The 25688-nt window shown below is 69.3% G+C and carries 18 protein-coding genes and 2 pseudogenes; 13 read left to right on the top strand and 7 right to left on the bottom strand.

Features of this window, described 5'->3' with window-relative positions:
* Positions 1–55 precede the first annotated feature (55 nt).
* Positions 56–391 carry a hypothetical protein gene (locus ACWD26_RS42085; protein WP_451278727.1) on the top strand — a complete coding sequence of 112 codons (336 nt, stop codon included), beginning with the start codon at positions 56–58 and terminating at the stop codon, positions 389–391.
* A 326-nt stretch (positions 392–717) separates the two neighbouring features.
* A complete protein-coding gene (locus ACWD26_RS42080) occupies positions 718–3093 on the top strand; it encodes a hypothetical protein (RefSeq protein WP_451278725.1) in 2376 nt (791 codons plus the stop codon).
* An 88-nt stretch (positions 3094–3181) separates the two neighbouring features.
* Here ACWD26_RS42080 and ACWD26_RS42075 read toward each other — a convergent pair whose 3' ends face one another.
* The 6 genes from ACWD26_RS42075 to ACWD26_RS42050 form a co-directional block, all read right to left on the bottom strand.
* Complete coding sequence (locus tag ACWD26_RS42075) at positions 3182–3913, bottom strand: SCO2400 family protein (RefSeq protein ID WP_451278723.1); 732 nt, start codon at positions 3911–3913, stop codon at positions 3182–3184.
* A 196-nt stretch (positions 3914–4109) separates the two neighbouring features.
* The gene (yjfF, locus tag ACWD26_RS42070; protein ID WP_451278721.1) at positions 4110–5141 is read right to left on the bottom strand and encodes a galactofuranose ABC transporter, permease protein YjfF; all 1032 of its coding nucleotides are present in this window, start codon (positions 5139–5141) and stop codon (positions 4110–4112) included.
* Positions 5138–6223 carry an ABC transporter permease gene (locus tag ACWD26_RS42065; RefSeq protein ID WP_451278719.1) on the bottom strand — a complete coding sequence of 362 codons (1086 nt, stop codon included), beginning with the start codon at positions 6221–6223 and terminating at the stop codon, positions 5138–5140. The genes yjfF and ACWD26_RS42065 overlap by 4 nt, the downstream gene beginning before the upstream one ends.
* Positions 6224–6234: 11 nt before the next feature.
* The gene (locus ACWD26_RS42060) at positions 6235–7773 is read right to left on the bottom strand and encodes a sugar ABC transporter ATP-binding protein (RefSeq protein WP_451278717.1); all 1539 of its coding nucleotides are present in this window, start codon (positions 7771–7773) and stop codon (positions 6235–6237) included.
* Between the two features lie 100 nt (positions 7774–7873).
* A complete protein-coding gene (locus tag ACWD26_RS42055; protein ID WP_451278715.1) occupies positions 7874–8875 on the bottom strand; it encodes an ABC transporter substrate-binding protein in 1002 nt (333 codons plus the stop codon).
* Positions 8876–9040: 165 nt separating this feature from the next.
* A complete protein-coding gene (locus tag ACWD26_RS42050) occupies positions 9041–10084 on the bottom strand; it encodes a LacI family DNA-binding transcriptional regulator (protein ID WP_451278713.1) in 1044 nt (347 codons plus the stop codon).
* A gap of 767 nt (positions 10085–10851) precedes the next feature.
* On the opposite strand from ACWD26_RS42050, the gene ACWD26_RS42045 reads away from it, so the two are divergent.
* From ACWD26_RS42045 to ACWD26_RS42010, 8 genes and pseudogenes are all read left to right on the top strand, one after another.
* Positions 10852–12015 carry a mandelate racemase/muconate lactonizing enzyme family protein gene (locus tag ACWD26_RS42045; protein ID WP_451278711.1) on the top strand — a complete coding sequence of 388 codons (1164 nt, stop codon included), beginning with the start codon at positions 10852–10854 and terminating at the stop codon, positions 12013–12015.
* Positions 12012–13037 (top strand): zinc-dependent alcohol dehydrogenase, encoded by a 1026-nt coding sequence (locus ACWD26_RS42040; protein ID WP_451278709.1) that lies wholly within the window; start codon positions 12012–12014, stop codon positions 13035–13037. The genes ACWD26_RS42045 and ACWD26_RS42040 overlap by 4 nt, the downstream gene beginning before the upstream one ends.
* 122 nt (positions 13038–13159) lie before the next feature.
* Positions 13160–14140: a hypothetical protein gene (locus ACWD26_RS42035; RefSeq protein WP_451278707.1), complete on the top strand. Its 981-nt coding sequence runs from the start codon at positions 13160–13162 to the stop codon at positions 14138–14140.
* Positions 14141–14276: 136 nt separating this feature from the next.
* Positions 14277–15389 (top strand): multiple monosaccharide ABC transporter substrate-binding protein, encoded by a 1113-nt coding sequence (gene chvE, locus ACWD26_RS42030; RefSeq protein WP_451278705.1) that lies wholly within the window; start codon positions 14277–14279, stop codon positions 15387–15389.
* A 32-nt stretch (positions 15390–15421) separates the two neighbouring features.
* Positions 15422–16972 (top strand): multiple monosaccharide ABC transporter ATP-binding protein, encoded by a 1551-nt coding sequence (gene mmsA / locus ACWD26_RS42025; protein WP_451278703.1) that lies wholly within the window; start codon positions 15422–15424, stop codon positions 16970–16972.
* Complete coding sequence (gene mmsB, locus ACWD26_RS42020) at positions 16969–18213, top strand: multiple monosaccharide ABC transporter permease (RefSeq protein WP_451278701.1); 1245 nt, start codon at positions 16969–16971, stop codon at positions 18211–18213. The genes mmsA and mmsB overlap by 4 nt, the downstream gene beginning before the upstream one ends.
* 54 nt (positions 18214–18267) lie before the next feature.
* Positions 18268–19323, top strand: a pseudogene (locus ACWD26_RS42015) (aldose epimerase family protein); the annotation flags it as partial.
* 165 nt (positions 19324–19488) lie between these two features.
* Entirely contained in the window at positions 19489–21108 is a 1620-nt protein-coding gene (locus ACWD26_RS42010; RefSeq protein ID WP_451278699.1) for a pyridoxal phosphate-dependent aminotransferase, read from the top strand.
* 118 nt (positions 21109–21226) lie between these two features.
* On the opposite strand, the gene ACWD26_RS42005 is transcribed toward ACWD26_RS42010, so the two are convergent.
* Positions 21227–22093, bottom strand: a complete 867-nt coding sequence (locus tag ACWD26_RS42005; RefSeq protein WP_451278697.1) for a calcium-binding protein — start codon at positions 22091–22093, stop codon at positions 21227–21229.
* Positions 22094–22539: 446 nt separating this feature from the next.
* Here ACWD26_RS42005 and ACWD26_RS42000 point away from each other — a divergent pair, with 446 nt between their 5' ends.
* From ACWD26_RS42000 to ACWD26_RS41990, 3 genes and pseudogenes are all read left to right on the top strand, one after another.
* Positions 22540–23817 carry an ABC transporter substrate-binding protein gene (locus ACWD26_RS42000; RefSeq protein ID WP_451278695.1) on the top strand — a complete coding sequence of 426 codons (1278 nt, stop codon included), beginning with the start codon at positions 22540–22542 and terminating at the stop codon, positions 23815–23817.
* A 140-nt stretch (positions 23818–23957) separates the two neighbouring features.
* A pseudogene (locus ACWD26_RS41995) lies at positions 23958–24751 on the top strand (intradiol ring-cleavage dioxygenase).
* A 281-nt stretch (positions 24752–25032) separates the two neighbouring features.
* The gene (locus tag ACWD26_RS41990; protein WP_451278740.1) at positions 25033–25500 is read left to right on the top strand and encodes an ATP-binding protein; all 468 of its coding nucleotides are present in this window, start codon (positions 25033–25035) and stop codon (positions 25498–25500) included.
* Positions 25501–25688: the final 188 nt, after the last annotated feature.

Below are 25688 nucleotides of genomic sequence, written 5' to 3'. Positions count from 1 at the left end.
ATGAGTATGGCCGCACCGGAGCCCGATCGACGAGCCGGCGATGGAGGGCAGAGCCATGGGTGAGCCGCGTGAGCCGCGTGAGCCGGGTGAGCCGCGCGAGCTGGCCATCTCGCTCGAGGAGGGCTTCGAGGGCCAGCACATCGTGGTCGTCGTGGACGGGGACGTCGTCCTGGACGACCCCGAGGTCCGCACCCGGCTGCAGATCGGCCTCGCCCGGTCCGTCCCCGTCCGGTTGCCGGCGGGAGACCACTCGATCGGCGTACAGGTCGACGGGGTCGAGCGTCTGAACATCCGTGTCGACACGGGTGTCACCAGGTCGGTCGGGATCAGTCTCGCCGCCGACGGCAGCCCGCACGCCGAGACCAGCGGCGACCTCCGCGGCTATCTGTGAGGCCCGTTGCCGTACGGAGTGGGTGACTTCCGTCCGCTCCCGGCGGTCCGGTTGCGCCTCGCCCCCGCCGGGCTTTGACTGACCAGTGGGAACAAACCCGCCCATCGGGTGAATTCTGTACATTTCGTGGACTGGTGGACTGTCCGACGTCGCGTTCCCCGAACACGAACGACGCCTCAACAGCCGCTTCTGCCGGCTCCGGCTCGTAGGCCGACGTCCCACCTGCCCACGTTCTCCGGTCCAGAACGGTCTGGGCTTCCAGCCGTTCACCCTTCACCTTCCTCTTGACCCCCACATGCTCCGTATCGGCGGAAGCAGGAGGCAGCATGACCACGCAGGAATCCAGCCCCCGCAGTGAGTTCGACCAGCTCGTCACGGCGGTGATGGGCACGATCTCCCGCCGCCTGGGCGGCGAGAAGCAGACCGGGCGTGAGGCGGCGGCAGCGGCCGAAGGCATCGCGGCGACACGGCGCAGCGGCGTGTACCTGCGCCTCAACCACCCCGTTCCGCCCGGGGACGGGGCGCAGGCCGCCGAGGCCGTTCCCGCCGCCGAGGCGGGGCCGATCGCGACGGCGGCGGTCGGCTTCCCCCTGACGTCGGCCGTGTCGTCGGGCGACGGCGAACAGACCACCCTGCAGCAGATCGTGTCCGGTCAGGCCCAGGCCCAGGCCGAGATCGCGGCGCCCGAGAGCGCCGCCATCTCCTTCGAGGAACTGCGCGTGGACGTGGACGGCCCGGCTCCCACCATGACCGTCTCCGGCACGATCTGGCGCCTCACCAGCGGCCGGCTCACCTGGATCGCCAAGGTCCGCAAGGAGCCGAACGGCACGTACGCCGGACCGATCGGGTACCGCGACGGCAACACGGCCCTGCGGCCCGGCACCGCGATCCGGCTCCAGCTCACCGGCACCCCGCCCCTGCAGCCCATGGGCGCGCTGGTGACCTTCGTACGGCCGGACGCCCCCGACGAGGTGGTCCGCTATCTCCACCTCACGCCGCACTTCCGCGAGGTGGAGATCGAGTACGACCGGGTCTCCGACGCCGAACAGACCGTCGAGTACGCGTTGCACGACCACCCCGTGCGGCCGCCCGACCTCCCGGACATCACCCTCACCGTGGAGGACGCGTTCAGCCGGCAGGGCATCCACGTCACGCGGACCAGGGGCAGCAACGAGATCCCGCTCTCCGCCTCCGTGAACGGCACATGGTCCGACATCGAGATGCACGACGCCATGCAGCAGCACTGGTCCGCCTGGAAGCCCGGCCCTTCGGGGCAGGGCGTCGCCCAGTGGCAGGTGTGGACGCTGTTCGCCGGTCAGCACGACGAAGGTCCCCGTCTGGGCGGCATCATGTTCGACGACATCGGCACCGCCCAGCGGCAGGGCTGCGCGGTGTTCTCGAAGTCGTTCATCTCCGAACGCCCGCCGAACGACCCCGACCCCGAGGCGTATGTGCGTCGGATGCGCTACTGGACGGCGGTGCACGAGATCGGTCACTGCTTCAACCTCGCGCACTCGTGGCAGAAGTCGCTGGGCACGCCCTGGATTCCGCTGCGGAACGAGCCCCACGCCTTCAGCTTCATGAACTACCCGCACCGCTTCGACGGCGGAGAGCAGGCGTTCTTCTCGGGCTTCCGGTACTTCTTCTCGGAGGACGAACTCCGCTTCCTGCGGCACGCCCCCGCGCGGTTCGTGCAACAGGGCAACATCCCCTGGTTCGACCACCACGGCTTCGAGCAGGCACGACGCAGCGCCGACACGGGGCCGTTGAAGCTCACGCTGCGCTTCAACCGCGACACCGACCGGCAGCAGGCCTACCGTTTCGCCATGCTGGAACCGGTGATCGGGGAGCTGAAGCTCACCAACACCTCCAGCGTCCCCGCGATGGTGAACCGCGCGACACTGCGCAGCGACGAACTCAGCATCCTCGTCCAGCGCGAGGGCACGACGGAGGCCCGCGTGGTCCAGCCGTACCTGCGCTACTGCCTGCGCCCCGAACCCGTCCTGCTGCAGCCGAACGAATCGCTGTACGAGCAGGTCGTCCTCTCCTCGGGCCTCGGCGGCTGGCAGATCTCCGAACCCGGCGCCTACCGGGTGTACGCGGCGCTGCGGTCCGCCCGCGACGGAGCCTCGGCCTCCGCCGACGCCTCCGGCGGCCAGATCCTGGCGGACCCGATCACCGTGCGGGTGGAACGCCCGGCCAGCCGTGACCAGGAGCGCCTCGCCGACGACGTGTTCACCGACACCGTGGGACGCGTCCTCGCGCTGGGCGGCAGCCGCGTCCTGGACGACGCCAACGACGTGCTGCGCGAGGTCACCGAACGCATCCCGGACACGGCGGTCGCCAGGCACTCCGCCGCGTGTCTGGCCACCGCGACCGCCGTCCCCGGCAAGGTCCTCACGACCCGGGACGGCGCGGTGAGCGTCGAGGCCACCGGAACCGACGCCGAGGCCGGCGGGCAACTGGCCGAGCGCGCCTACGGTGACCTCGGCGCCGCGGCGAACACCTTCGGTCACATCCGTCTGACGAACGACGTGACGCGTTGCGCGGTCGGCCTGGACGAGCTGGGCCGGCGCGACTCGGCGACCCAGCTGCTGGACGGGCTCGCCCACACCCTGGAGGAACGCCACGTGAAGCCCGAGGTGGTGCGGAAGGTGCAGTGGGAGAGGCAGCAGATCGCGGAGGGCCACGCCCACCGGTGACACCGGACGTGACAGACGGCCCCTGACGGGATGTCAGGGGCCGTCGCCCGTCAGCCGCTCGCCCGCAGGCGCCCCACCGCGCTCGCCCTTACGTGCACCACCACAGGAACTTCTCGCACGTCTCCGAGGGTGAGGGCTCGGGGGTCGGGTCGTCCGGGGCCGGGTCGGAGGTGGGGGCGGTCGTCGGGTCGGGGGCGGAGGTGGCGGCCGGGGCCGAGGTGGACACCCCGGGGCGGGAGCCCGCGGTGGCGGACTGGCCCTCGCGCACCTTCTCCTCCTCGTCCTCGTCCTTGTTCTTGTCCTTGTCGTCCTTCTCCGACGCGGAGGCGGACGGGGAGGCCGACTTGGAGGGCGAGGCGGACGGGGAGGGGTCCTCGCCGGAGCCCCCGGTCGTACCGTCCCGCTCGTCCGCCCCTCCGTCCGGGGAGGCCGAGGCGCCGCCTGCCGACTCGTCGTCGGCGGCGGTCGTCGTCGGACCGGAGCCGGGTGCCTCTATGCCCAGCTCCGCCAGGCTCAGCGCGCCGACGGCCAGCAGCAGCCCGGAGCCGATCAACAGGACGCGCTTGCGCCGGCGCCGGTGGGCTGCCGCCTTGCGGTCGCGGCGGCTGGAGCGCGTCCCCGCCACGCGCTCGCGGCCGGCCCGGCGGCGCGAAGCACGGGGGCCCGGCTCGCCCTCGGGCGCGGTGGAGGTCTCCTCGACCTCCTCCGGTTGCGCGTCGGCGTCGTCCGCGTACGCGCGTAGCTCTTCGACGGAGGTGCCGCAGCCCGGGCAGGCGAGGGCGCCGTTGAGGTGCCGTCGGCACGGGTGGCAGTAGTCCATGACGCGGGAAGACTAGATTCCGCACAGGGAACGCGCCTAGAGGCTCCTGTGAAGGTTGTGTGCGGAACTGTGCTTTCCGGTTTGCTGAGTTGAGGTCAAGCCCGACCATTCGCCGCGATGTCGGCGAACGCCGCGCGGTCCGTCGCACGAGGGGTGCGACGGACCGCGAGAGCCGATGTGCCGGGAGCTCCTCGGCTCAGGTCTGCTTCCGGGCCGTCATGGCCCGCTGGATCAGGATGAACGCGCAGAGCAGCACACCGGTGGCGATCTTCGTCCACCAGGAGCTGAGCGTGCCCTCGAACTGGATGATGCTCTTGATCAGGCCCAGCACGAGGACGCCGAACAGGGTGCCGATGACGTAGCCGGAGCCGCCCGTCAGGAGCGTGCCGCCGATGACCACCGCGGCGATGGCGTCGAGTTCCATGCCGACGGCGTGCAGCGGGTCGCCGGACTGGATGTACAGCATGAACAGCAGGCCGGCCAGCGCCGAGCAGAAGCCGCTCACCGTGTACACGGCGATCTTCGTGCCGCCCAGCGGAAGCCCCATCAGCAGCGCCGACTGCTCGTTGCCGCCGATGGCGTACACCCGGCGTCCGAAGCGCGTGTAGTGGAGTACGTAGAAGGCGGCGGCGAGGACGACCAGGGCCACGACGGCGCCGATCGACAGCTCCCCCAGCCCCAGCGGCACCCGGGTCTGGGCCAGGCTGCTCACCGTGGAGTCGCTGATGGAGATGGACTCCTTGCTGATGACCAGGCACAGGCCCCGGAAGAGGAAGAGCCCGGCGAGGGTCACGATGAACGGCTGGATCTCGAAGTTGTGGATCACATAGCCCATGAGGAAGCCGCCGAACGCGCCCACCCCGAGGGCGAGCGGGACGACCACGACCAGGGGCAGGCCCTGACGCTCCACCAGCCAGGCCGTGAACATCGTGGTGAAGCCGATCACCGAGCCCACGGACAGGTCGATGCCGCCGGACATGATGACGAAGGTGGCGCCGACGGCGGCGACCAGCAGGTAGCCGTTGTCGATGAACAGGTTGAGGAACACCTGCGGTTCGGCGAACCCGTAGTTCTGGTACCGGCTGAGACCGGTGATGTACATCGCGAGGAACAGACCGGCCGTGACCAGGACCGGCAGCCGCCGGTCACCGAGCAGGCGGGTGATCGCGGACGCCTCTGACGTCGTAGGACCTTCCGGTGCCGTACGGGTCTTGGTGGTCGCGCTCATCGCGACACCTCCATCTTCGGGGCGGCGTCGGCCGGGGCGGCGGGCTCCGCCGGGGCGGCGGTCCGGGCGCGTCCCTTGGCGCCGAAGACCTTGGCCCGGAACTTCGGGGACTGCAGCAGGCAGACGACGATGACGACGACGGCCTTGAAGACCAGGTTGGTCTGGGTGGGCACGCCGATGGTGTAGATCGTGGTGGTCAGGGTCTGGATGACCAGGGCGCCGATCACCGTGCCGCCGATCGAGAACCGGCCGCCGAGCAGCGAGGTGCCGCCGATGACCACCGCGAGGATCGCGTCCAGCTCGATCCACAGGCCGGCGTTGTTGCCGTCCGCGGCCGAGGTGTTGGAGCTGATCATCAGGCCGGCGATGCCCGCGCACAGGGCGCAGAACATATAGACCATGATCTTGATGCGCCGGGACCGAATGCCCACCAGGCGGCTGGCCTCGGCGTTGCCGCCGACCGACTCGACGAGCAGACCAAGCGCGGTCTTGCGGGTCAGCGCCACGGTGACGGCGACGACCGCGGCCACCACGAAGATGGAGAAGGGCAGCGTCAGCCAGTAGCCGCCGCCGATCAGCTTGTACGGCTCGCTGTTGATGGTGATGATCTGGCCGTCGGTGATCAGCTGGGCGACACCGCGTCCGGCGACCATGATGATCAGGGTCGCGATGATCGGCTGGATGCCCATCCGGGCGACCAGGAAGCCGTTCCAGAGGCCGCAGACCACGGCCGCCACCAGGCCTATGCCCATGGCGAGGAAGACCCCGGCCAGGGCGTTCTGGTCGGCCTGGTCGCTGATGTACGAACAGGTCAGGGCGCCGGTGATGGCGACGACCGCGCCGACGGAGAGGTCGATGCCGCCGGTGGCGATGACCAGGGTCATGCCGACCGCCACCAGGATCAGGGGCGAGCCGAACAGCACGATCGAGACGAGGCTGCCGTAGAGGTGGCCGTCCGTCATCTTGATCGCGAAGAAGTCGGGGGTGAAGGGGACGTTGACGAGCAGCAGGGCGATCAGGACCGCGACCGGCCAGAAGAGGTGGTGGTGCGTCAGCGCTCGCCACCGGGAAGTCGTGGCCACGGATGGGGTGCTCACTGGTGTTCTCCGCTCGCGATGGTCTCCAGGATCTTGCTGGTGGTGATCTCCGGCCCGTTGGTGAGCCGTGCCACCAGCTTGCGGTCGCGCAGGACGCCGATGGTGTGGCTGAGGCGGAGGACCTCCTCCAGCTCGGCCGCGATGTAGAGCACGGACATGCCGTCCTCGGAGAGGGAGACCACCAGTTTCTGGATCTCCGCCTTCGCGCCGATGTCGATGCCGCGCGTGGGCTCGTCCAGGATCAGCAGCTTCGGCTGGGTGATCAGCCAGCGGGCGAGCAGCACCTTCTGCTGGTTGCCGCCGCTGAGCCGGCCGACCCGGGCCTCGGGGTTGGCGGGGCGGATGTCCAGCGCCTTGATGTACTTGGCGACCAGTTCGTCGCGCTGGGTGGCCGGGATGGGCCGGGTCCAGCCGCGGGCCGCCTGCAGGGCCAGGATGATGTTCTCGCGGACCGTCAGTTCGGGGACCAGGCCCTCGGTCTTGCGGTTCTCCGAGCAGAACGCGACACCGGCGCCGATGGCGTCGTTCGGGGCGCTCATCGAGACCTGCTTGCCGCCGATGGTGACCTTGCCGCTGTCGGGCTGGTCGGCGCCGAAGAGTAGCCGGGCGAGTTCGGTGCGGCCCGAGCCGAGCAGGCCGGCGAGACCGACGACCTCGCCCTTCTTGATCTCCAGGTCGAAGGGGGCGATACCGCCGGTGCGGCCCAGGCCCTCGGCCTCGACGAGCGTCTCGCCGACGTCGGAGCGCAGCTGGTGCTCGTGGAGCTCCTCCAGCTGGTCCAGGGCCTTGCCGATCATCAGCTCGATCAGCCCGACCTGGTCGAGGTCGGCCACCATGTGCTCGCCGACCAGGGTGCCGTTGCGCAGCACGGTCATCCGGTCGCAGATCTCGTAGATCTGGTCGAGGAAGTGCGAGACGAAGAGGATCGCGACACCCTCGTCCCGGAGCCGGCGCATCAGGCGGAACAGTTCGAGGACCTCGTCGCGGTCGAGGCTGGAGGTGGGCTCGTCCAGGACCAGCACCTTGGTGCCGGAGCCCTCGCCGTCGCTGTCGCCGGTGCCCACCGACCGTACGATCGCGACCAGTTGCTGCACGGCCAGCGGGTACGCGGACAGGGGTGCGGTGACGTCGATGTCGAGGCCGAGCCGGTCGACGAGCTCCGCGGCCTCCTTGCGCATCCGCTTCCACTGGATGCGGCCCCCGCGCGTGGGTTCACGTCCGATGAAGATGTTCTCCGCCACCGAGAGGTTGGGGCAGAGGTTGACCTCCTGGTAGACCGTGCTGATGCCCGCCTGCTGCGCCTGCAGCGGGCTGCCGAACAGCACGGACTTCCCGTCGAGGGTGATGGTGCCGCCGTCCAGGGAGTAGACCCCCGTCAGCACCTTGATGAGGGTGGACTTCCCGGCGCCGTTCTCGCCCATCAGGGCGTGGATCTCGCCGGGGAAGAGCCGGAAGTCGACGCCCGACAGAGCCCGTACCCCCGGAAACTCCTTGACTATGCCCGTCATCTCCAGGACGGGCCGCGGCTCTGCCATGGCAGCGCTCCTCTTGAAATGGGTTCAGGCCCGCGGGGAGCCTCCCGGACCGGGTCGTTCCCGGTCCTGTGGAGGCTCCCCGCCGGTGGGTGCGGGAGGGTCAGTACTTGCGGGTGGGGAGCGCGTCCTTGGCCTGGTCCTGCATGAAGTCGCTCTCCTCGGTCTTGATCCAGCGCTCGACCTTCTCGCCGTCGTGGACCTTCTGCACGACCTCCATCAGCTGGGGGCCGAGCAGCGGGTTGCACTCGACGATCGCGTTGATCTTGCCTTCGGACATCGCGATGAAGCCGTCCTTCACGCCGTCGACCGTGACGATCAGGATGTCCTTGCCGGGCTTCTTGCCGGCCGCCTCGATGGCCTGGATGGCGCCGAGGCCCATGTCGTCGTTGTGCGCGTAGAGGACGTTGATGTCCGGGTTGGACTGCAGGAAGGCCGCCATGACCTGCTTGCCGCCGGCGCGGGTGAAGTCACCGGTCTGGCTGACGACGATCTCCCAGTCGTCCTTGTGCTCCGCGTCCATGACCTCCTTGAAGCCCTTGGCGCGCTCGATCGCGGGGGCGGCACCGGTGGTGCCCTCCAGCTGGGCGATCTTCACCTTGCCCTTGTGGCCGGCCTTCTCCAGGACCTTCTCCAGGATCTTGGCGGCGCGCCGGCCCTCGTCGGTGAAGTCGGAGCCGACCAGGGTGACGAACAGGGACTCGTCGCTCTCGACGGACCGGTCGGTCAGGACGACGGGGATCTTCGCCGCCTGGGCCTCCTTGAGGATGGCGTCCCAGCCGGTGACGACCACCGGCGAGAAGGCGATGACGTCCACCTTCTGCTGGATGTAGCTGCGGATCGCGGAGATCTGGTTCTCCTGCTTCTGCTGCGCGTCGGAGAACTGGAGCTTGTAGCCCGCCTCCTTGGCGGCCGACTTCACCGAGTCGGTGTTGGCGCTGCGCCAGCCGCTCTCGGAACCGACCTGGGAGAAGCCGAGGGTGATGGTCTTGCTGCCGCCGGAGGAGGTGCCGGTGGAGCCGCCGTCCTCCTTGGCGCAGGCCGCCAGGGTGCCCGCCGCCGCCACGCCGACCGCCGCGGTCAGGAAGTTCCGTCTGTTGAGCATGTTTCTTCTCCTTTGAAGAGCGGCCGGTCCGGAATGGACCGCCGGCACTCGACGGGCCCGGTCGCGGTGCGTCCAGCCTGTCGATCATTGTTCGAGATGTCGGCCATATGAGGGGACTACGGAATTACGGGGGAAAGGCGACCGGCCCGTTGAGCCGGTACCGCGTCAGCCCGGGGCGGCCCCCGGTGGGGGGACGTACGGGAAGGTGCTGGCGCGGACGACGAGTTGGGGTTCGATGGCGACTCGGGAGACGGAGGGACTCCGGCCCTCGATGAGGTCCAGCAGCAGGGCGATGCTCCGCTGGCCCACCGTCGCGAAGTCCTGCCGGACGGTGGTGAGCGGCGGGGCGAAGAACTCCGACTCCGGGATGTCGTCGAAGCCGACCACCGCCACGTCCTGGGGAGTCCGTACGCCCGCCTCGCGCAGGGCTCGCAACACCCCCAGTGCCATCTGGTCGTTGGCGACGAAGACGGCGGTCAGGCCGCGGCCCACCCAGCCCGCCAGTTCCTGGCCCGCCCGGTAGCCCGAGAGCGGACTCCAGTCCCCTCGCAGGGGCAGCGGCGGTTCGACGCCTGCCTCTTCGAGAGTCTCCCGCCAGCCTACGGTGCGGTCCAGCGCCTCCTGCCAGTCCCGGGGTCCGGCGAGATGCCAGACCCTGCGGTGGCCGGCGGCGAGCAGATGGCCGGTGGCCAGCCGCGCGCCCAGGCACTGGTCGACGTTGACGCTGGGGATCTCCGCGCCGGAGCCGGTGCCCACGGCCACCACCGGGAAGGGGTGGCGCAGTTCGGCGAGGGCCTGGACGGCCGAGCGCTGCGGGGCGAGGGCGATCACCCCTTCCACCCCGCCCTCGCTGAGGCGGTCCAGCGCCTCGGAGAGGGCCTCGACCGTCAGCTCACGCACGCTGACCGTCGAAACGAGGTACCCCTGGGCCCGGGCGGCCTCCTCCAGCGCGAAGAGGGTGCTGGCCGGACCGTAGAGCGTGGTGTTGGAGGCGACCACACCCAGGGTCCGGGTGCGCCGGGTGGCGAGGGCCCGTGCCGAGAAGTTGCGGCGATAGCCCATCTCCTCGACCGCCCGCATCACCTTGGCCCGGGTCGCGTCCCGCACATTGGGGTGATCGCCCAGTACGCGGGAGACGGTCTGGTGGGACACACCGGCCTGGCGTGCCACGTCGGCCATGGTGGGCGGTCGCAACTGCGAGTGGGTCACGGCCGCACCTCCCTGGTGATCGTCTGCCGATAAGACCTGTGCTGCGGGTAAGACCTGCGCCGCGGGCGGACACGTCCGCTCGGCCGGCTTCACGTCGGGGTTCCGGTACGCCCCGGGGCACCGGGCGGGAAGCCGAGTTGACGCGGTGCTGGCACGACGCTCGTACCTCCTTGATGCCGTCGGGCGACGAGTGGTGAGTGCGGGGACATTGTGAGCGCTAACAATTCAGGGCGGTCAAGAGGGCTGCGCAAGGTCGGTCGTCACGGTTGAATAACGCGCCGGTAGCCGAGTGTCGTGAAGACGGCCTCCTCCGGGGCGCGCCCCGGCCGGGAACAGCCCCTTGGCCCGAACACGTTGACGCGGGCCGCCCCGCCGCCCCGGACCGGGGCAGCACAAGGGCCGATCGGCCTGCCAGGGCAGCCTTTCGGCAGTTCGGAGCGTTCAAACCGACCACCGCCCGACCCATGCCACCATGGCCGGAAACGGTCGGTCGACACGCGCCCCACGAAGACCGCCCGCCGCGCCGTCGCCACCCGGCATCCGCTGTGGACAGGCCCAACATCCGGGTCACCACGCGCACAATGGATGCCACTCTCCAGGCCTTGAGCAGGGGCATTTTCCGCCCGCTTGTCACCATTCCGCCCATCGACCCAAAACCGTTATCGCGTCGCCCCATTGACACCCCGACCGGTCGTCCTTACTGTCGCGACCAGCATTTCGAACACCTGACGAAATATCGAACAACCTCGAAAAGGACAGGGAGTGCCGTGCGCATCACGGGAATCAGCACACACGTGGTAGGAACGCCGTGGCGGAACCTGACCTACGTGCAGGTGCACACCGACGAGGGGCTCACCGGAGTCGGCGAGACCCGCATGCTGGGCCACACCGACGCGCTGCTGGGCTATCTGCACGAGGCGAAGACCAACCACATTCTCGGGTCGGACCCGTTCGCCGTCGAGGATCTCGTCAAGCGGATGAAGTACGGCGACTACGGCCGGGCCGGCGAGATCGTGATGTCCGGCATCGCCGTGATCGAGATGGCCTGCTGGGACATCAAGGGCAAGGCCCTCGGCGTCCCCGTGTGGCAGCTGCTCGGCGGCAAGGTCACCGACAAGGTCAAGGCGTACGCCAACGGCTGGTACACCACGGAGCGCACGCCCGAGGCGTACCACAAGGCGGCGCGCGGGGTCATGGAGCGCGGGTACAAGGCGCTCAAGATCGACCCGTTCGGTACCGGCCACTTCGAGCTGGACAACGAGCAGAGCCTGTACGCCGTCTCGCTGATCGAGGCCGTGCGCGACGCCATCGGGCCGGACGCCGAGCTGATGCTGGAGATGCACGGCCGGTTCTCCCCCGCGACAGCCGTCCGCCTCGCCAAGGACCTGGCGCCCTTCAAGCCCGCGTGGCTGGAGGAGCCGGTGCCGCCGGAGAACCTGAAGGCGCTGGAGAAGGTCGCCGCCAAGGTCGACATGCCGGTCGCCACGGGTGAGCGCATCCACGACCGGATCGAGTTCCGGGAGCTCTTCGAGAGCCAGGCCGTCGACATCATCCAGCCCGACGTCGGCCACATCGGCGGCATCTGGGAGACCCGCAAGCTGGCCGCCACCGCCGAGACCCACTACATGCTGGTCGCGCCGCACAACGTGGGTGGCCCGGTGCTCACCGCCGCCTCCCTCCAGGTCGGCTTCACGGCCCCCAACTTCAAGATCCTCGAACACTTCAACGACTTCGCGGACGCGGACATCAAGAAGGTCATCAAGGGCGCCCCCTACGTGAACCCCGAGGACGGCTGCTTCCACCTCTCCCACGAGCCCGGTCTCGGTGTCGAGCTGGACGTGGACGCGGCGGCGGAGTTCCCGCAGCAGCAGGCCCGCTTCGACCTGTGGGCCGAGGGCTGGGAGCAGCGCAAGCCCAAGGGGACCCAGTGACCGCCACGCCCGACCCGGCCGCCGCCGCCGTCGTCATCGAGGCGCCCGGCGAGCACCGGCTGGTCCCGCACGAGCCCCGGCAGCCGGAGGCCGGCGAGGCCCTGGTCCGCGTGCACGCGTCCGGGATCTGCGGCAGCGACCGCGAGGTCTTCCAGGGCAACCGGCCCGAGGGATACGTCCGCTACCCCCTCACCCCGGGCCACGAGTGGTCCGGAACGGTGACGGCGGTCGGCGACGGGGTGCCTTCAACTCTTGTCGGCCGCAAGGTCGTTGGCGAGGGTTTCAGGAACTGCCAGGTGTGCGACCGCTGCCACGCGGGCGAGACCACCCTGTGCACGGCGGGGTACGAGGAGACCGGCTTCACCCAGCCGGGCGCGATGGCCACCACACTCACCCTTCCCGCCCGTCTGCTGCACGTTCTTCCGGACGACGCGGATCTGACGGCGGCGGCGCTGCTGGAGCCGGCCGCGTGCATCGCGGCCGCCGCGCTCAAGGCGAGGGCCGTCCCGGGTGAGCGGGTCGCCGTCGTGGGCACCGGAACCCTCGGCATGTTCGCCGTTCAGTTCCTGAAGGCGGCATCCCCGGCCGAGCTGCTCGTCGTGGGCACCCGCCCCGACCGGGCGGAGCTGTCGAAGCGTTTCGGCGCCACGGACTTCCGGACCAAGGACCAGGAGCTCCCCGACGACTTCGACGTCGTCATCGAGACGGCCGGGTCCGCGGACGCGGCGCGCACCGCCGCCGCCCTGCTGCGGCGCGGTGGGCGGCTGATCCTGACGGGCATCCCTGCGCCGGGCGCGGACGGGCTCGACCCGACGGATCTCGTCGTACGGCAGCTGGAGGTGCAGACCGTGTTCGGCGCGGCGCCGGACGCCTGGGCGCACACGGTGCGGGTCTTCGGGGCCGGGCTCCTCGATCCGCTGCCTCTCGTCACGCACGAGCTGCCGCTGGAGGAGTTCCCGCAGGCCATCGAGCTGGTGGGGTCCGGCGACCCGACGGTCGGAAAGGTCCTGCTGCGGCCATGACACACCCCTGAGCCGTACGCCGGTACGGGGTACCTGACGACTGCGTACCGGCGTACACCCAAGAGCTTTGTGCACCAAGAGCCGCGAACTTCGTCCGAAATATCGAACCTGAAGGACAGCTTGTGACCGACACCACCGCACCGGCGCCGCGCCGACCCGGCGAGCAGGCCCTCGCCGCGCTCGGGCTGAGCGCACCCGCCCTCGACCCTTCCGACGCCTCCCCGCACACCTTCCCCGGCGGTGGCCGCTGGCGCACCGAGGTGCCCTCCGTCGAGGGGCCCGAGGCGCTCGCCGTGGTCCTCAAGGAGTCCTCGCGGCTCGATGTGCCGATCCACCGGATCAGCCAGGGCAGCGGCATCTGGATGCTCACCGACGCCGAGATCACCGAGATGGTGGAGGCCACGGCCGAGCGCGACATCGAGCTCTGCCTGTTCACCGGCCCCCGCGGCACCTGGGACATCGGCGCCTCCACCCGGACCGACTCCAAGGGCGCCGGCCTGCGCGCCCGGGGCCATGACGCGGTCGCCGGGTGCGTGGAGGACGCCGTCCGCGCGACCGAGCTGGGTGTGAAGTGCCTGCTCGTCGCCGACGAGGGTGTCCTGTGGACGCTGCACCGGGCGCGGGTCGCGGGCATCCTGCCGGCCGACACGACCTTCAAGGTGTCGGCGCTGATCGGTCCGGTCAACCCGACCGCGTACGCCGTGTACGAGAACCTCGGCGGCGACTCGATCAACGTGCCCAGCGATCTGACCCTCGACCACCTCACCGAGATCCGCCGGGTCTCCGGCGCCCCCATGGACATGTACATCGAGGCGCCCGACGACCTCGGCGGCTATGTGCGCATGTACGAGGTCGCCGAGCTGATCCGGCGCGGCGCGCCGCTGTACCTGAAGTTCGGCCTGTCGAAGGCCCCGGGGATCTACCCCTACGGGCACCACATGCGGGACCTGACCCTGTCCACGGCCAAGGAGCGCGTCCGGCGCGGCCGGCTGGCTCTGGACCTGCTCGCGCGGCACGGGGCGGACGGCGACATGGCCCCGCTCGGCACCCGTCTGCCGGGCGATTTGAAGCGCTTCGGTACCCCCAGCGAAACGCCCTCATAACGAACCGGACAACTGCCTTCACAAAAGAAGACGCAGTCACACACAATCCCCCACATCTCCTCTGGCGTCCTTCGGCTGATGAAGTGCCGTCCTCCGCCAGAACGTTTCAGCCTTCAAGACATCAAGGATGATGATCATGCGCACTCGCCGAGCCGCCCTCGCCGCGATAGCCTCCGCCGCCTCCCTCGCCCTCACCCTGACCGCCTGCGGCCAGAGCGGCGAGGGCGGCAGCAAGGAGGAGGCCGGCAGCACCGAAGGCGCCACCATCGGCATCTCGATGCCGACCAAGTCCTCCGAGCGCTGGATCGCCGACGGCGACAACGTGGTCGCGAACCTGAAGTCCAAGGGCTACAAGACCCAGCTGGTCTTCGGCGAGGACGACCCCGCCAAGCAGGTCTCCCAGATCGAGAACATGATCACGCAGGGCGTGAAGGCCCTGATCGTCGCGGCGATCGACAACAAGTCGATGAACAACGTGCTCCAGCAGGCCAAGGACGCCAACATCCCGGTCATCTCCTACGACCGCCTGATCCTCGGCACCGAGAACGTCGACTACTACGCCTCCTTCGACAACGAGAAGGTCGGCGAGCTCCAGGGCAACTACATCGTCGAGAAGCTCGGCCTCAAGGACGGCTCCAAGAAGGGCCCGTTCAACATCGAGCTGTTCGCCGGCTCCAACGACGACAACAACACCCGCTACTTCTTCAACGGCGCGATGAACGTCCTCAAGCCGTACATCGACAAGAAGCAGCTGGTCGTGAAGTCCGGCGAGACCGAGATCACCAAGGTCACCACGCTGCGCTGGGACGGCGCCACCGCCCAGCGCCGCATGGACGACATCCTCACCAAGGACTACAAGAGCGGCAAGGTCGACGCCGTCCTCTCGCCGTACGACGGCATCTCCATCGGCATCCTCTCGGCGCTGAAGTCCGACGGCTACGGCTCCAAGGACAAGCCGCTGCCGATCGTCACCGGCCAGGACGCCGAGGTCGGCTCCGTGAAGTCGATCATCGCGGACGAGCAGTCGATGACCGTCTACAAGGACACCCGCGAACTCGCCAAGGTGGCCTCGAACATGGTCGACGCGCTGCTGAACGACAAGAAGCCCGAGACCAACGACACCGAGACCTACGACAACGGTTCCAAGGTCGTCCCGGCGTACCTCCTCGAGCCGGTCGCCGTCGACAAGAGCAACTACCAGAAGGTCGTCGTCGACTCCGGCTACATCAAGGCCGGCGACCTCAAGTAACCGCCGGCACCAACTGATTGGAAGGCACGACCATGGCGGGACCCGTCCTGGAAATGCGCTCGATCGTCAAGACCTTTCCCGGCGTCAAGGCGCTGTCGGACGTCACCCTGACCGTCCGCCAAGGCGAGGTCCACGCCATCTGCGGTGAGAACGGCGCCGGAAAGTCCACCTTGATGAAGGTGCTCTCCGGCGTCCATCCGCACGGCAGCTACGAGGGCGAGATCCTCTTCGAGGGAGAGGTCTGCAACTTCAAGGACATCCGCGCGAGCGAGCAGCGCGGCATCGTCATCATCCACCAGGAGCTGGCGCTGTCGCCGTACCTCTCCCTGGCGGAGAACATCTTCCTCGGCAACGAGCACGCCAAGGGCGGGTTCATCGACTGGCGGGAGACCCTGCGGCACGCGAGCCAACTGCTGCGCCGGGTCGGTCTCGACGACCACCCGGAGACCCGGGTCACCGACATCGGTGTGGGCAAGCAGCAGCTGGTGGAGATCGCCAAGGCGCTGTCCAAGAGGGTGAAGCTGCTCATCCTGGACGAGCCGACCGCCGCCCTGAACGACGAGGACAGCGGCAAACTCCTCGATCTGATCCTGGAGTTGAAGAAGCAGGGCATCACCTCGATCATCATTTCCCACAAGCTCAACGAGATCCGCAAGGTCGCCGACTCGGTGACGATCATCCGCGACGGGAAGTCGATCGAGACCCTCGATGTGAAGGCCGCGGAGACCACCGAGGACCGGATCATCAGCGGCATGGTGGGCCGCGACCTCGACAACCGCTTCCCCGAGCGCACCCCGCACGAGACGGAGGTGGGCACGGCACCGGCCCTGGAGATCCGCGACTGGACCGTGCTCCACCCCATCGACCAGCAGCGCAAGGTCGTCGACAACGTGTCGATCAACGTGCGGCGCGGGGAGATCGTCGGGATCGCGGGCCTGATGGGCGCCGGCCGCACGGAGCTCGCGATGAGCGTCTTCGGCCGGACCTACGGCCGCTACGCGGGCGGCACGGTCCTCAAGGACGGCACCGAGATCCGCACGAAGTCGGTGGCCGAGGCGGTCAAGCACGGCATCGCCTACGTCACCGAGGACCGCAAGCACTACGGCCTGAACCTGATCGACACGATCAACCGGAACATCTCGCTGACCGCCCTGAACAAGGTCGCCAAGCGGGGCGTCGTCGACGAGCACGAGGAACGCCAGGTCGCCGAGCGCTACCGCAAGACCATGAACATCAAGGCACCGACGGTGTTCGAGCCGGTGGGCAAGTTGTCCGGCGGCAACCAGCAGAAGGTCGTCCTCAGCAAGTGGATCTTCGCCGGTCCGGACGTGCTGATCCTGGACGAGCCGACGCGCGGTATCGACGTCGGCGCCAAGTACGAGATCTACACGGTCATCGACAAGCTTGCCGCTGAGGGCAAGGCGGTCGTCTTCATCTCCTCGGAGCTGCCGGAGCTCCTCGGGATGTGCGACCGCATCTACACCATGGCGGCGGGACGGCTGACAGGCGAGTTCTCGCGTGCCGAGGCCACGCAGGAATCGCTGATGCGCCAGATGACGAAGGACAAAGAGGTAACCCGATGAGCACGGATGTGACCGCCAAGAGCCCGGCCCCGGCGCCGCCGGGCGGCACCGGATCGGCCACGGGCGGCGGCCTGTTGCAGCTGATGCTGGACGGCATGCGCCGCAACATGCGTCAGTACGGCATGCTGATCGCCCTCGGCCTGATCGTCGCCTTCTTCGCGATCCTGACCGGCGGCGACCTGCTGCTGCCGCGCAACGTCTCCAACCTGGTTCTCCAGAACAGCTACATCCTGATCCTCGCGATCGGCATGATGCTGGTGATCGTCGCGGGCCACATCGACCTGTCGGTCGGTTCGCTCACGGCCTTCGTGGGCGCGTTCGCGGCCGTGCTGACGGTGCAACACGACGTGCCCTGGCCGCTCGCCGTGGTCCTCTGTCTGGTGGCGGGCGCGGTCGCGGGCGCGGCACAAGGGTTCTTCATCGCGTATCTCGGCATACCGTCGTTCATCGTCACCCTCGCCGGAATGCTCGTCTTCCGCGGTGTGACCGAGATCCTCCTGGAGGGTCAGACCCTCGGCCCCTTCCCCAAGGGGCTGGAGAAGATGGGCAACGGCTTCCTGCCCGAGGTCGGCCCCACCACGAACTACCACAACATCACACTGCTGCTGGGCTTCACGCTGATCGCCTTCGTGGTCATCCAGGAAATGCGTGACCGCAAGCGCCAGCAGGAGTTCGCCCTCGAGGTGGCGCCGCGCAACATCTTCGTGCTCAAGCTGGTCGCCATCTCGGCCGCGCTCCTCACGGTCACGATGCTGCTCGCCAGCTTCCGGGGCGCGCCGATCATCCTGCTGGTCCTGGGCGCGCTGGTGGTCGGCTACGGCTATGTGATGCGCAACTCCGTCTTCGGCCGGCACATCTACGCGATCGGCGGCAACCTGCCGGCCGCGAAGCTCTCCGGTGTGAAGGACAAGAAGGTCACCTTCCTGGTCTTCGTCAACATGGGCGTGCTCGCGGCCCTGGCGGGTCTGGCGATCGCCGCCCGGCTCAACGCGGCCTCGCCGAAGGCGGGTCTGAGCTACGAGCTGGAGGCGATCGCCTCGGCGTTCATCGGCGGCGCGTCCATGAGCGGCGGTGTCGGCACCGTCCTCGGCGCGATCATCGGTGGTCTCGTCCTCGGTGTGCTGAACAACGGCATGAACCTCCTCAGCATCGGCACCGACTGGCAGCAGGTCATCAAGGGCCTGGCCCTGCTGGCCGCCGTCGGATTCGACGTGTGGAACAAGCGCAAGAGCGGCTCCTGACACACCGGAAGGGGGTCCCGCCGAAGGGCGGGGCCCCCTTTTTTTCATGAAAGTGGGGCGTCACCCGTGAAGGAACTCTTCGGCAAGCTCGCCGACGGGACCGAGATCCACCGCTGGTCGCTGGAGAACGGCGGGACGAGGCTGAAGGTCCTGTCGTACGGCGGGATCGTGCAGTCACTGGAGGTCCCGGACACCGAGGGCCGGTACGCCAACGTCTCCCTCGGCTTCGACACCATCGAGGAGTACGTCGCCGACTCCCCGTACTTCGGAGCGCTGATCGGCCGTTACGGCAACCGCCTCGGCGAGGGCCGCTTCACGCTGGACGGCGTGACGTACGAGCTGTCCGTCAACGACGGCGCCAACAGTCTGCACGGCGGCGCCGGCGGCTTCGACAAGGTGGTGTGGGAGGTCGAGCCGTTCGAGCGGGACTCGGACGTCGGGCTGTACCTGACCCACACGAGCGCCGACGGGGACATGGGCTACCCGGGCACGCTCGACGTGAAGGTGACGTACACGCTCACCTCGCGGGGCGAGTGGCGCATCGACTACGAGGCCACCACCGACAGGGCCACCGTCGTCAACCTCACGAGCCACGTGTACTGGAACCTCGCGGGCGAGGGCAGCGGCTCGGTCGGCGACCACCGGCTGACGATCGCCGCCGGCCGCTACACCCCCGTCGACTCCGGCCTCATCCCCACCGGTGAGCCGGCCGGGGTCGAGGGCACCCCCTTCGACTTCCGCTCGGGCAAGACGATCGCCGAGGACATCCGCGCCGCCGACCCGCAACTGCTGTACGCCAAGGGCTTCGACCACAACTGGGTGCTCGACAAGGGCGCCACGGCGGAGCCGCAGTGGGCCGCCACGCTCACCGACCCGGCGTCCGGCCGTACGCTGACGATCTCCACGACCGAGCCGGGGCTGCAGTTCTACTCCGGGAACTTCCTCGACGGCACGCTCGTGGGACCCTCCGGGAGGATCTACCGGCAGGGGGACGCGCTGTGCCTGGAGACGCAGGCCTTCCCCGACTCGCCCAACAAGCCGTCGTACCCGTCGACGGTGCTGCGACCTGGGGAGACGTACCGCTCGACGACGGTCCACACCTTCGACTGACCTCGCGTCTTCACAGCGTGCTCACAGTTTCCTACCAAATTCTCAGTGGTTGAACAGCGCCACCCAAGCCTCCGTATGTAAGGGCGGCCCGTGCTCCCCCGCCCGGGCCGCCCTTAGTCGTCGGACCCGGTCGTCCCCAGCGGGTCCGCCCCCTACGGAGGTTCCATGGCCGACAACGTCACCTCGTTGTTCCGCAGCACTGCGGCGCACAGCCCCTCGATGGCGGCGCTGACACGTGAGGGCGGCGACGGGGTGGGTCCGGTGGACTTCTGTATCCCCTGCAACCCCTACTTCCCCACCCCCGCCATGTTCGACGACATGGCGAGCAAGCTGCGCGACATCATCACGTACTACCCGAGCAGTGCCGACACCATCACGGCGGAGCTGTGCAACCTGCTCCAACTGCCGCCGCAGTGCGTGGCGATGGGCAACGGATCCACCGAACTCATCACCTGGATCGACCACTTGCTGGTCCGTGAGTCCCTCGCCGTCCCCGTCCCCACCTTCGGCCGCTGGACCGACCAGCCGATGGAGACCGGCAAGCGGGTCGACATGTTCCCGCTGCAGGAGTCCAGCGGCTTCGCCCTGGACCTCGCGCAGTACGCCGAGTTCATCCGCGCCCGCGGCACCAGGGTCGCCGTCATCTGCAACCCGAACAACCCCGACGGCGGCTTCCTGCACCGGCACGCGCTGGTGCAGTTCATGGACGCGATGGCCGACCTGGACCTGATCGTCATCGACGAGTCGTTCCTGGAGTTCGCCGACGCCGAGTCCGAGCCGTCCACGGTCCAGGACGCGGTCATGCGGCCCAACGTGGTCGTGCTGCGCAGCCTCGGCAAGAACTTCGGCCTGCACGGCATCCGCTTCGGCTATCTCGTCGCCAACCCGGCGCTGGCCGGCAAGGTCCGCTCGATGCTGCCGAAGTGGAACCTCAACTCCTTCGCCGAGCACGTGGTGTTCATGCTGAAGAACCACGGCGCCGAGTACATGGAGAGTCTGCACCAGGTCCGCCGGGACCGGCTGGACATGGCCCGCCAGCTCTCCGCCCTCCCCGGGCTGACGGTCTACCCGTCGCAGGGGAACTTCCTCTTCGTGCGCCTGCCCGTGGGCGCCGAGGGCACCGTGGTCCGTGACCGGCTGCTCACCGAACACCGGATCCTGGTCCGCGAGTGCGGCAACAAGGTCGGCTCGTCCAGTCGCTTCCTGCGACTCGTGGTCCGGCCCCAGGTGGACGTGCGTCGCCTGGTGTCAGGCCTGGAGTCGGTTCTCTACGGGTCCAGGAGGGGAGCCGCCGTACCCGAGCTGAGCACCGGGACCAGCTACAGCTCGGGTACGGCGGCCGTGGACCGGCTGATGGGCGAGACCAGCGGCGCCGGGATGCACAACCTCGCCGCGCAGGCCATGAGCATGCCGGCCCCGGCGCCGGCCTCGTCCATGCAGTTCGCGTCCCCGGCGCCGCCGCCCGCTCCCGCTCCGGCTCCGGTCCCGATGCCGATACCCACACCGGCTCCGGCTCCGATACCCGCGCCGGTCCCGATGTCCACGCCCGCCCCGATGCCCGCCCCGATGCCCGCCGCACCGGCCGCCGGCATGCCGGCGCCCGGCCTCCAGCCCGTCGCCCAGACCGGCATGCCCGGCCTCGCGGCCGCCGCCCAGGGCCGCCGCGTGAACGGCGCCGCCCAGGGCCTGACCGCGGCCCAGGTACGCGGCCGTACCCAGCCGGAGCCGCTGGAGGAGCCGCAGGGGTGGCCGGCGGCGGGGGCGATGTACAACCAGGTGGGCTGATCCCGGCCGTACCGGCGGCCCACCACCCACCACCGGACCGCAGGACACGAACGCCCCCCCACAGGCGCCCTTGCGGGGCCTGTCGGGGGCGTCGCGCTGTTCCCCTGCCGTGGTGGCGTCAGTTCTGGTGGAGCTTGTTGCGGCCCGGCCCGCCGGAGAGGGTGTCCTTGCCCGTGCCGCCGTACAGGGTGTCGTTGCCGCTGTTGCCGTAGAGCTTGTCGTCGCCCGCCTCGCCGTACAGCTTGTCGTGGCCCTTGCCGCCGTAGAGGACGTCGTCGCCGGCCCGGCCGCGCAGGGTGTCGTTGCCGGAGTCGCCGTAGAGGGCGTTGGCGTCGCCGTCCTCGTTGGCGCCGCCGGTGAGGGTGTCGTGGTCGGCGCCGCCGTGGCAGGCGTAGGCGCAGCCGGTCATCGTGTCGTCGCCCCGCCCGCCGAAGGAACCGAGGCCCCAGACCCCGCCTCCGCCGTCGGTCCGGTCGTCGCCGTTCTCGCCGTACAGCACGACGGAGCCGTTGCCGAGGAGGATGTCGTTGCCGCTGCCGCCGTAGATCGCTGCGTACGCGGAGTTGGCGGCGGCGATCGTGACGGTGTCGTCGCCGTCGCCGAGGCTGACGTCGTAGATGTCGGAGTCGTCGGAGCCCATCGGGACGGGGACCGCGCACTCGGCGACGGTACGGTCGGCCGGCTTCGGGTACGTGCACTCCTTCGCGGCGAGCGTGATGGCGTACCGGTCGTTGAAGGTCAGCACATAGTCCGCCTCCCACTCCGTCCGTTCCACGATCTTCGCCGACACCGTCAGCCGGTTCGCCTGCCCGGGCGCGGCCTTGAACCAGAGCTCGCCCTGGTCGTGGACGAGGGAGGCGGTGGGCGCGGGCGCGGCCTGGGCGAGGGGGGCGGTGAGGAGGGCGCCGCCCAGGGCGAGGGTGAGGGCGGTGGCGGCCGTGGCGGCGGTAATGGCTCTGTGCGCGGGCAGTCTGTAGGTGGCCATGCCGGAGACCCCGTTTCCGAGCGTTGGGATGAGTACCCGTTATGACAGTGCTCCGGAAGCGCGGGTTGTACCGAAAGGCCCTCCGGAACGCGCACCGGGCCGGTTTCATCCCGGGTACTCCCCCGGGAATCCCGGGGTTCACCCCGTGGTCATCCCGTAGACCGGGCCGCATGCCCGGCCGCATACCCGGCCGCATCCGGTGAAGTGAACGGCAGGGGCGGCGTTTCCGTACTTACTGCCGTCGGCGGGGCATCCCGGGTCGCTCCCGGTCACGTCTTCACCCCGTCGGAACCAAAACGCAACGCCACGGCCCCGTACCGCACCGGTGTGCGCCATACGATCAAGCTCATCGCATACGCGTGCGAGCGAGGCCCGTGCCCCTGCACTCCCGTGCACCCTGTACTCGCGCGTCTCAGGTTCGGCCGGCAGCTGGAAGTGGGTGGACCGTGTCTCGCAAGGCCCGGACGAGCCGCAAGGCCCGGACGATCGTGGCGGCCACGGCCGCGCTGGGACTCGCCGCGGGGCTGTCCGGCTGCGGTGGGGACACGGCCGCGGAGTCGGGGACGGTCTCCCTGAAGGTCATCGCGACCAACTACGGCGACAGCGTCCGCAAGAACTCCGAGGGCTACTGGGACCGGGTCGCCCTGGCCTTCGGCTCCGAGCACCCGGGCATCGACGTGGACATCGAGGTCCACGCCCCGGACGAGGTGGACGAGAAGGTCGCCGAGCTGGTCGAGCGGGGCGAGGCACCCGACATCGTGCAGACGGACAGCTACTCCGAGTACGCCGCGCGGGACCTCCTCTACAGCGCGGACGAGGTGCTGTCGGTGCCGGTCCAGGCCTCCTTCGTACGGAGTCTCGCGAACGCCGGCGAGATGGACCGGGCGCAGTACGGTCTGCCGTTCACCGCGAGCACCCGGCTGCTCTACTACAACAAGGACCTGTTCGCGCGGGCGGGGCTGGAGCCGCCGAAGTCCTGGGACGAACTCGTCGAGGACGCACGGGCGTTGAAGGCGCTGGGTGTGAAGTACCCGATCGCCGTGCCGCTCGGCCCGGAGGAGGCGGAGGCCGAGACGCTGATGTGGCTGCTGGCGGGCGACGGCGGCTACACCGACTCCACCAACAGCTACGACATCGCCTCCGCCGCCAATGTGGCCACGCTGACCTGGCTGAAGGAGAACCTCGTCGGTGAGGGTCTCACCGGCCCGGTCGCACCCGGCGAGCTGAACCGGCGCGCGGCCGTCGACGCGTTCCTCACCGGTGACGCGGCCATGGTCAACGCCCCGCTGTCGCTGATCCGCCAGATCAAGGACTCCTCCGACTCCGTGCCCTACGGCGCCGTGCCGCTGCCCAGCCGTGACGGCGAGGAGACACCCACCATGGGCACCGCGGACTGGGTGGTCGCCTTCCGGAACGACGACCACCGCGAAGCCATCGGCCAGTTCCTCGACTTCCTCTACAGCGACAAGTACGTGATCGAGCAGGCCGCCCAGTACGAGTTGCTCCCCGTCACCACGACCGCCGCCGACACGATGCGCGCCGACAAGAACCACCGGTCCCTGTGGAGCGGCCTCGACACCCTGCAGAACCTCCGCCTCTATCCCGTCGCGGAGACCAACTGGTCGGAGGTCGCCGCGGCGATCCGCGAGCGGATCGGCACGGCGGTGACGCCGGACGGGAAACCGCAGACGGTACTGGAGTCGATCGCGAGGGTGGCCGAGTAGTCCGGGCGCGCACCCTCCACCTGGTGGCTCACCGTTCGACCGACTCAACCAACTCGCCTGTCTCACAAGGGACTTGACGGCAGATCACTTTGCCGAACTGACAGCCGATCTACAGTTTCCCTTTCTACGGTGCCGTGTCCATGACAGACACTTCAGTGCCCCCAGAGGCAACAGAGGCGACTTCGATCGGTCGCCGCACCGTGCTGATCGCCACCGGCGCCACAGCCGCCACGCTGGCCTTGGGCGCCGCCGCCACGCCTGAAGCCCCCACAGCCCGCACGGCCGACACCGGGAACACCGCTCCGGTGGCCGCCGCGGCCGTCTGCACCCTCACCAAGGAGATGACCGAAGGCCCCTACTACCTCGACGGACAGCTCGTCCGCGCCGACGTCAGCGAGGACAAGACCGGCTTCCCGCTCGAACTCACCCTCACCGTCGTCGACGACGACACCTGCGCCCCCTCTCGGGCGCCCTGGTCGAGATCTGGCACTGCGACGCCCTCGGCGAGTACTCCGGCTTCGTCGGCAACAACGGCCACGACGAGCCCGACAACGGCACGTTCCTGCGCGGCGCCGTGCTGTCGAACGCCGGCGGCGTCGCGAGGATCACGACCGTCTACCCCGGCTGGTACCGGGGCCGGTGCATCCACATCCACCTCAAGGTGCACACGGACGTCACGCTCACCTCCGACGGCTCGTTCACGGGCGGCCAGGAGCTCCACACCGGCCAGCTCTTCTTCGACGAGGCCGTCACCACCCGGGTCGCGGCGCTCTCGCCGTACTCCGCCAACACGGTCCCCCGCACCACCCTCGCCCAGGACTCCATCTACGACGAAGGGGGCGCCGCCTCCGGCCTCCTCACCCTGACGGCCCTGGGCAGCTCGCCGACGGCCGGGTACGCGGGGTCGCTGACGGTGGGGGTGGAGTCGAGCTGACGTAGCCGGTCCTTCCGGGACGCCGGCTCCCTCCCAGACCGTGCGGGAGGGAGCCGGCGCCTTTCTTGCGAATTTCTTGCGAACCGATCAGCCGAGGTCGGGCGAAATCGATCACGCTCCGGTCGGATTCGTACGGTTCCGACCAGTCACGATGTCCTCTCGATCTCCTGGGTACTCATCGGACGAGCACGGCTAGCGTGGGCCCGGTGCGGCGGTTCGCCTTTGACGCCCAGCGCCCCGTGCCCGTACCCATCGACACCCATCGAGAGGAGGCGGCCGTGATGCCGGGCGGGGAGACGGACAGCGGAGCGGGAACGATCGGCGGTACCGGTGGCGAGGACGCCCCCGACCACACCTCCGAAACGCTCTTGCTGAAACGCCACTTCACGGGAGAGAACCTCCCCCAGGTACGCGCCCAGGTGGAGGACACGGCCGCGGCGGCGGGGCTCGGCGGGGTACGGCTCGGCGAGTTCACGCTCGCGGTCAGCGAGATCGCCGCCAATGCCGTGGAACACGCCGGAGGCCAGGGCCGCCTCGAACTCCGCCGCCTCCCCCACGAACTGGAGTGCCGCATCACCGACAACGGCCCCGGCTTCACCCCCACCATCCCAGAACTCCTCCCCGGCCTCACCGGCACCTGCCCCGGCCGGGGCCTCTGGCTCGCCCACCTGGTCACCGACCGCCTGACGGTCACGACGGACGCGACGGGGGTGGGGGCGGAGGTGACGTTGGCGGTGCGGCTGGGATGAGGTGCGGGGCGGTGAACGGTTCGGGACACACGCGCCGGACCGGCACCACGCCGGACCGGCACCACGCCGGACCGGCACCACGCTGGACCGGCGCTAGATGTACTCGGTCATGACGTTGGTGACAGTCGACTGATCGGTGGCTGGCCGCCGAGCGCAGTGTGTCGGCGGCCAGTGTTGTAGAAGTCGAG

Source organism: Streptomyces sp. NPDC002787 (genome assembly GCF_053592095.1).
This window is presented reverse-complemented; position numbering and strand designations above follow the sequence as displayed.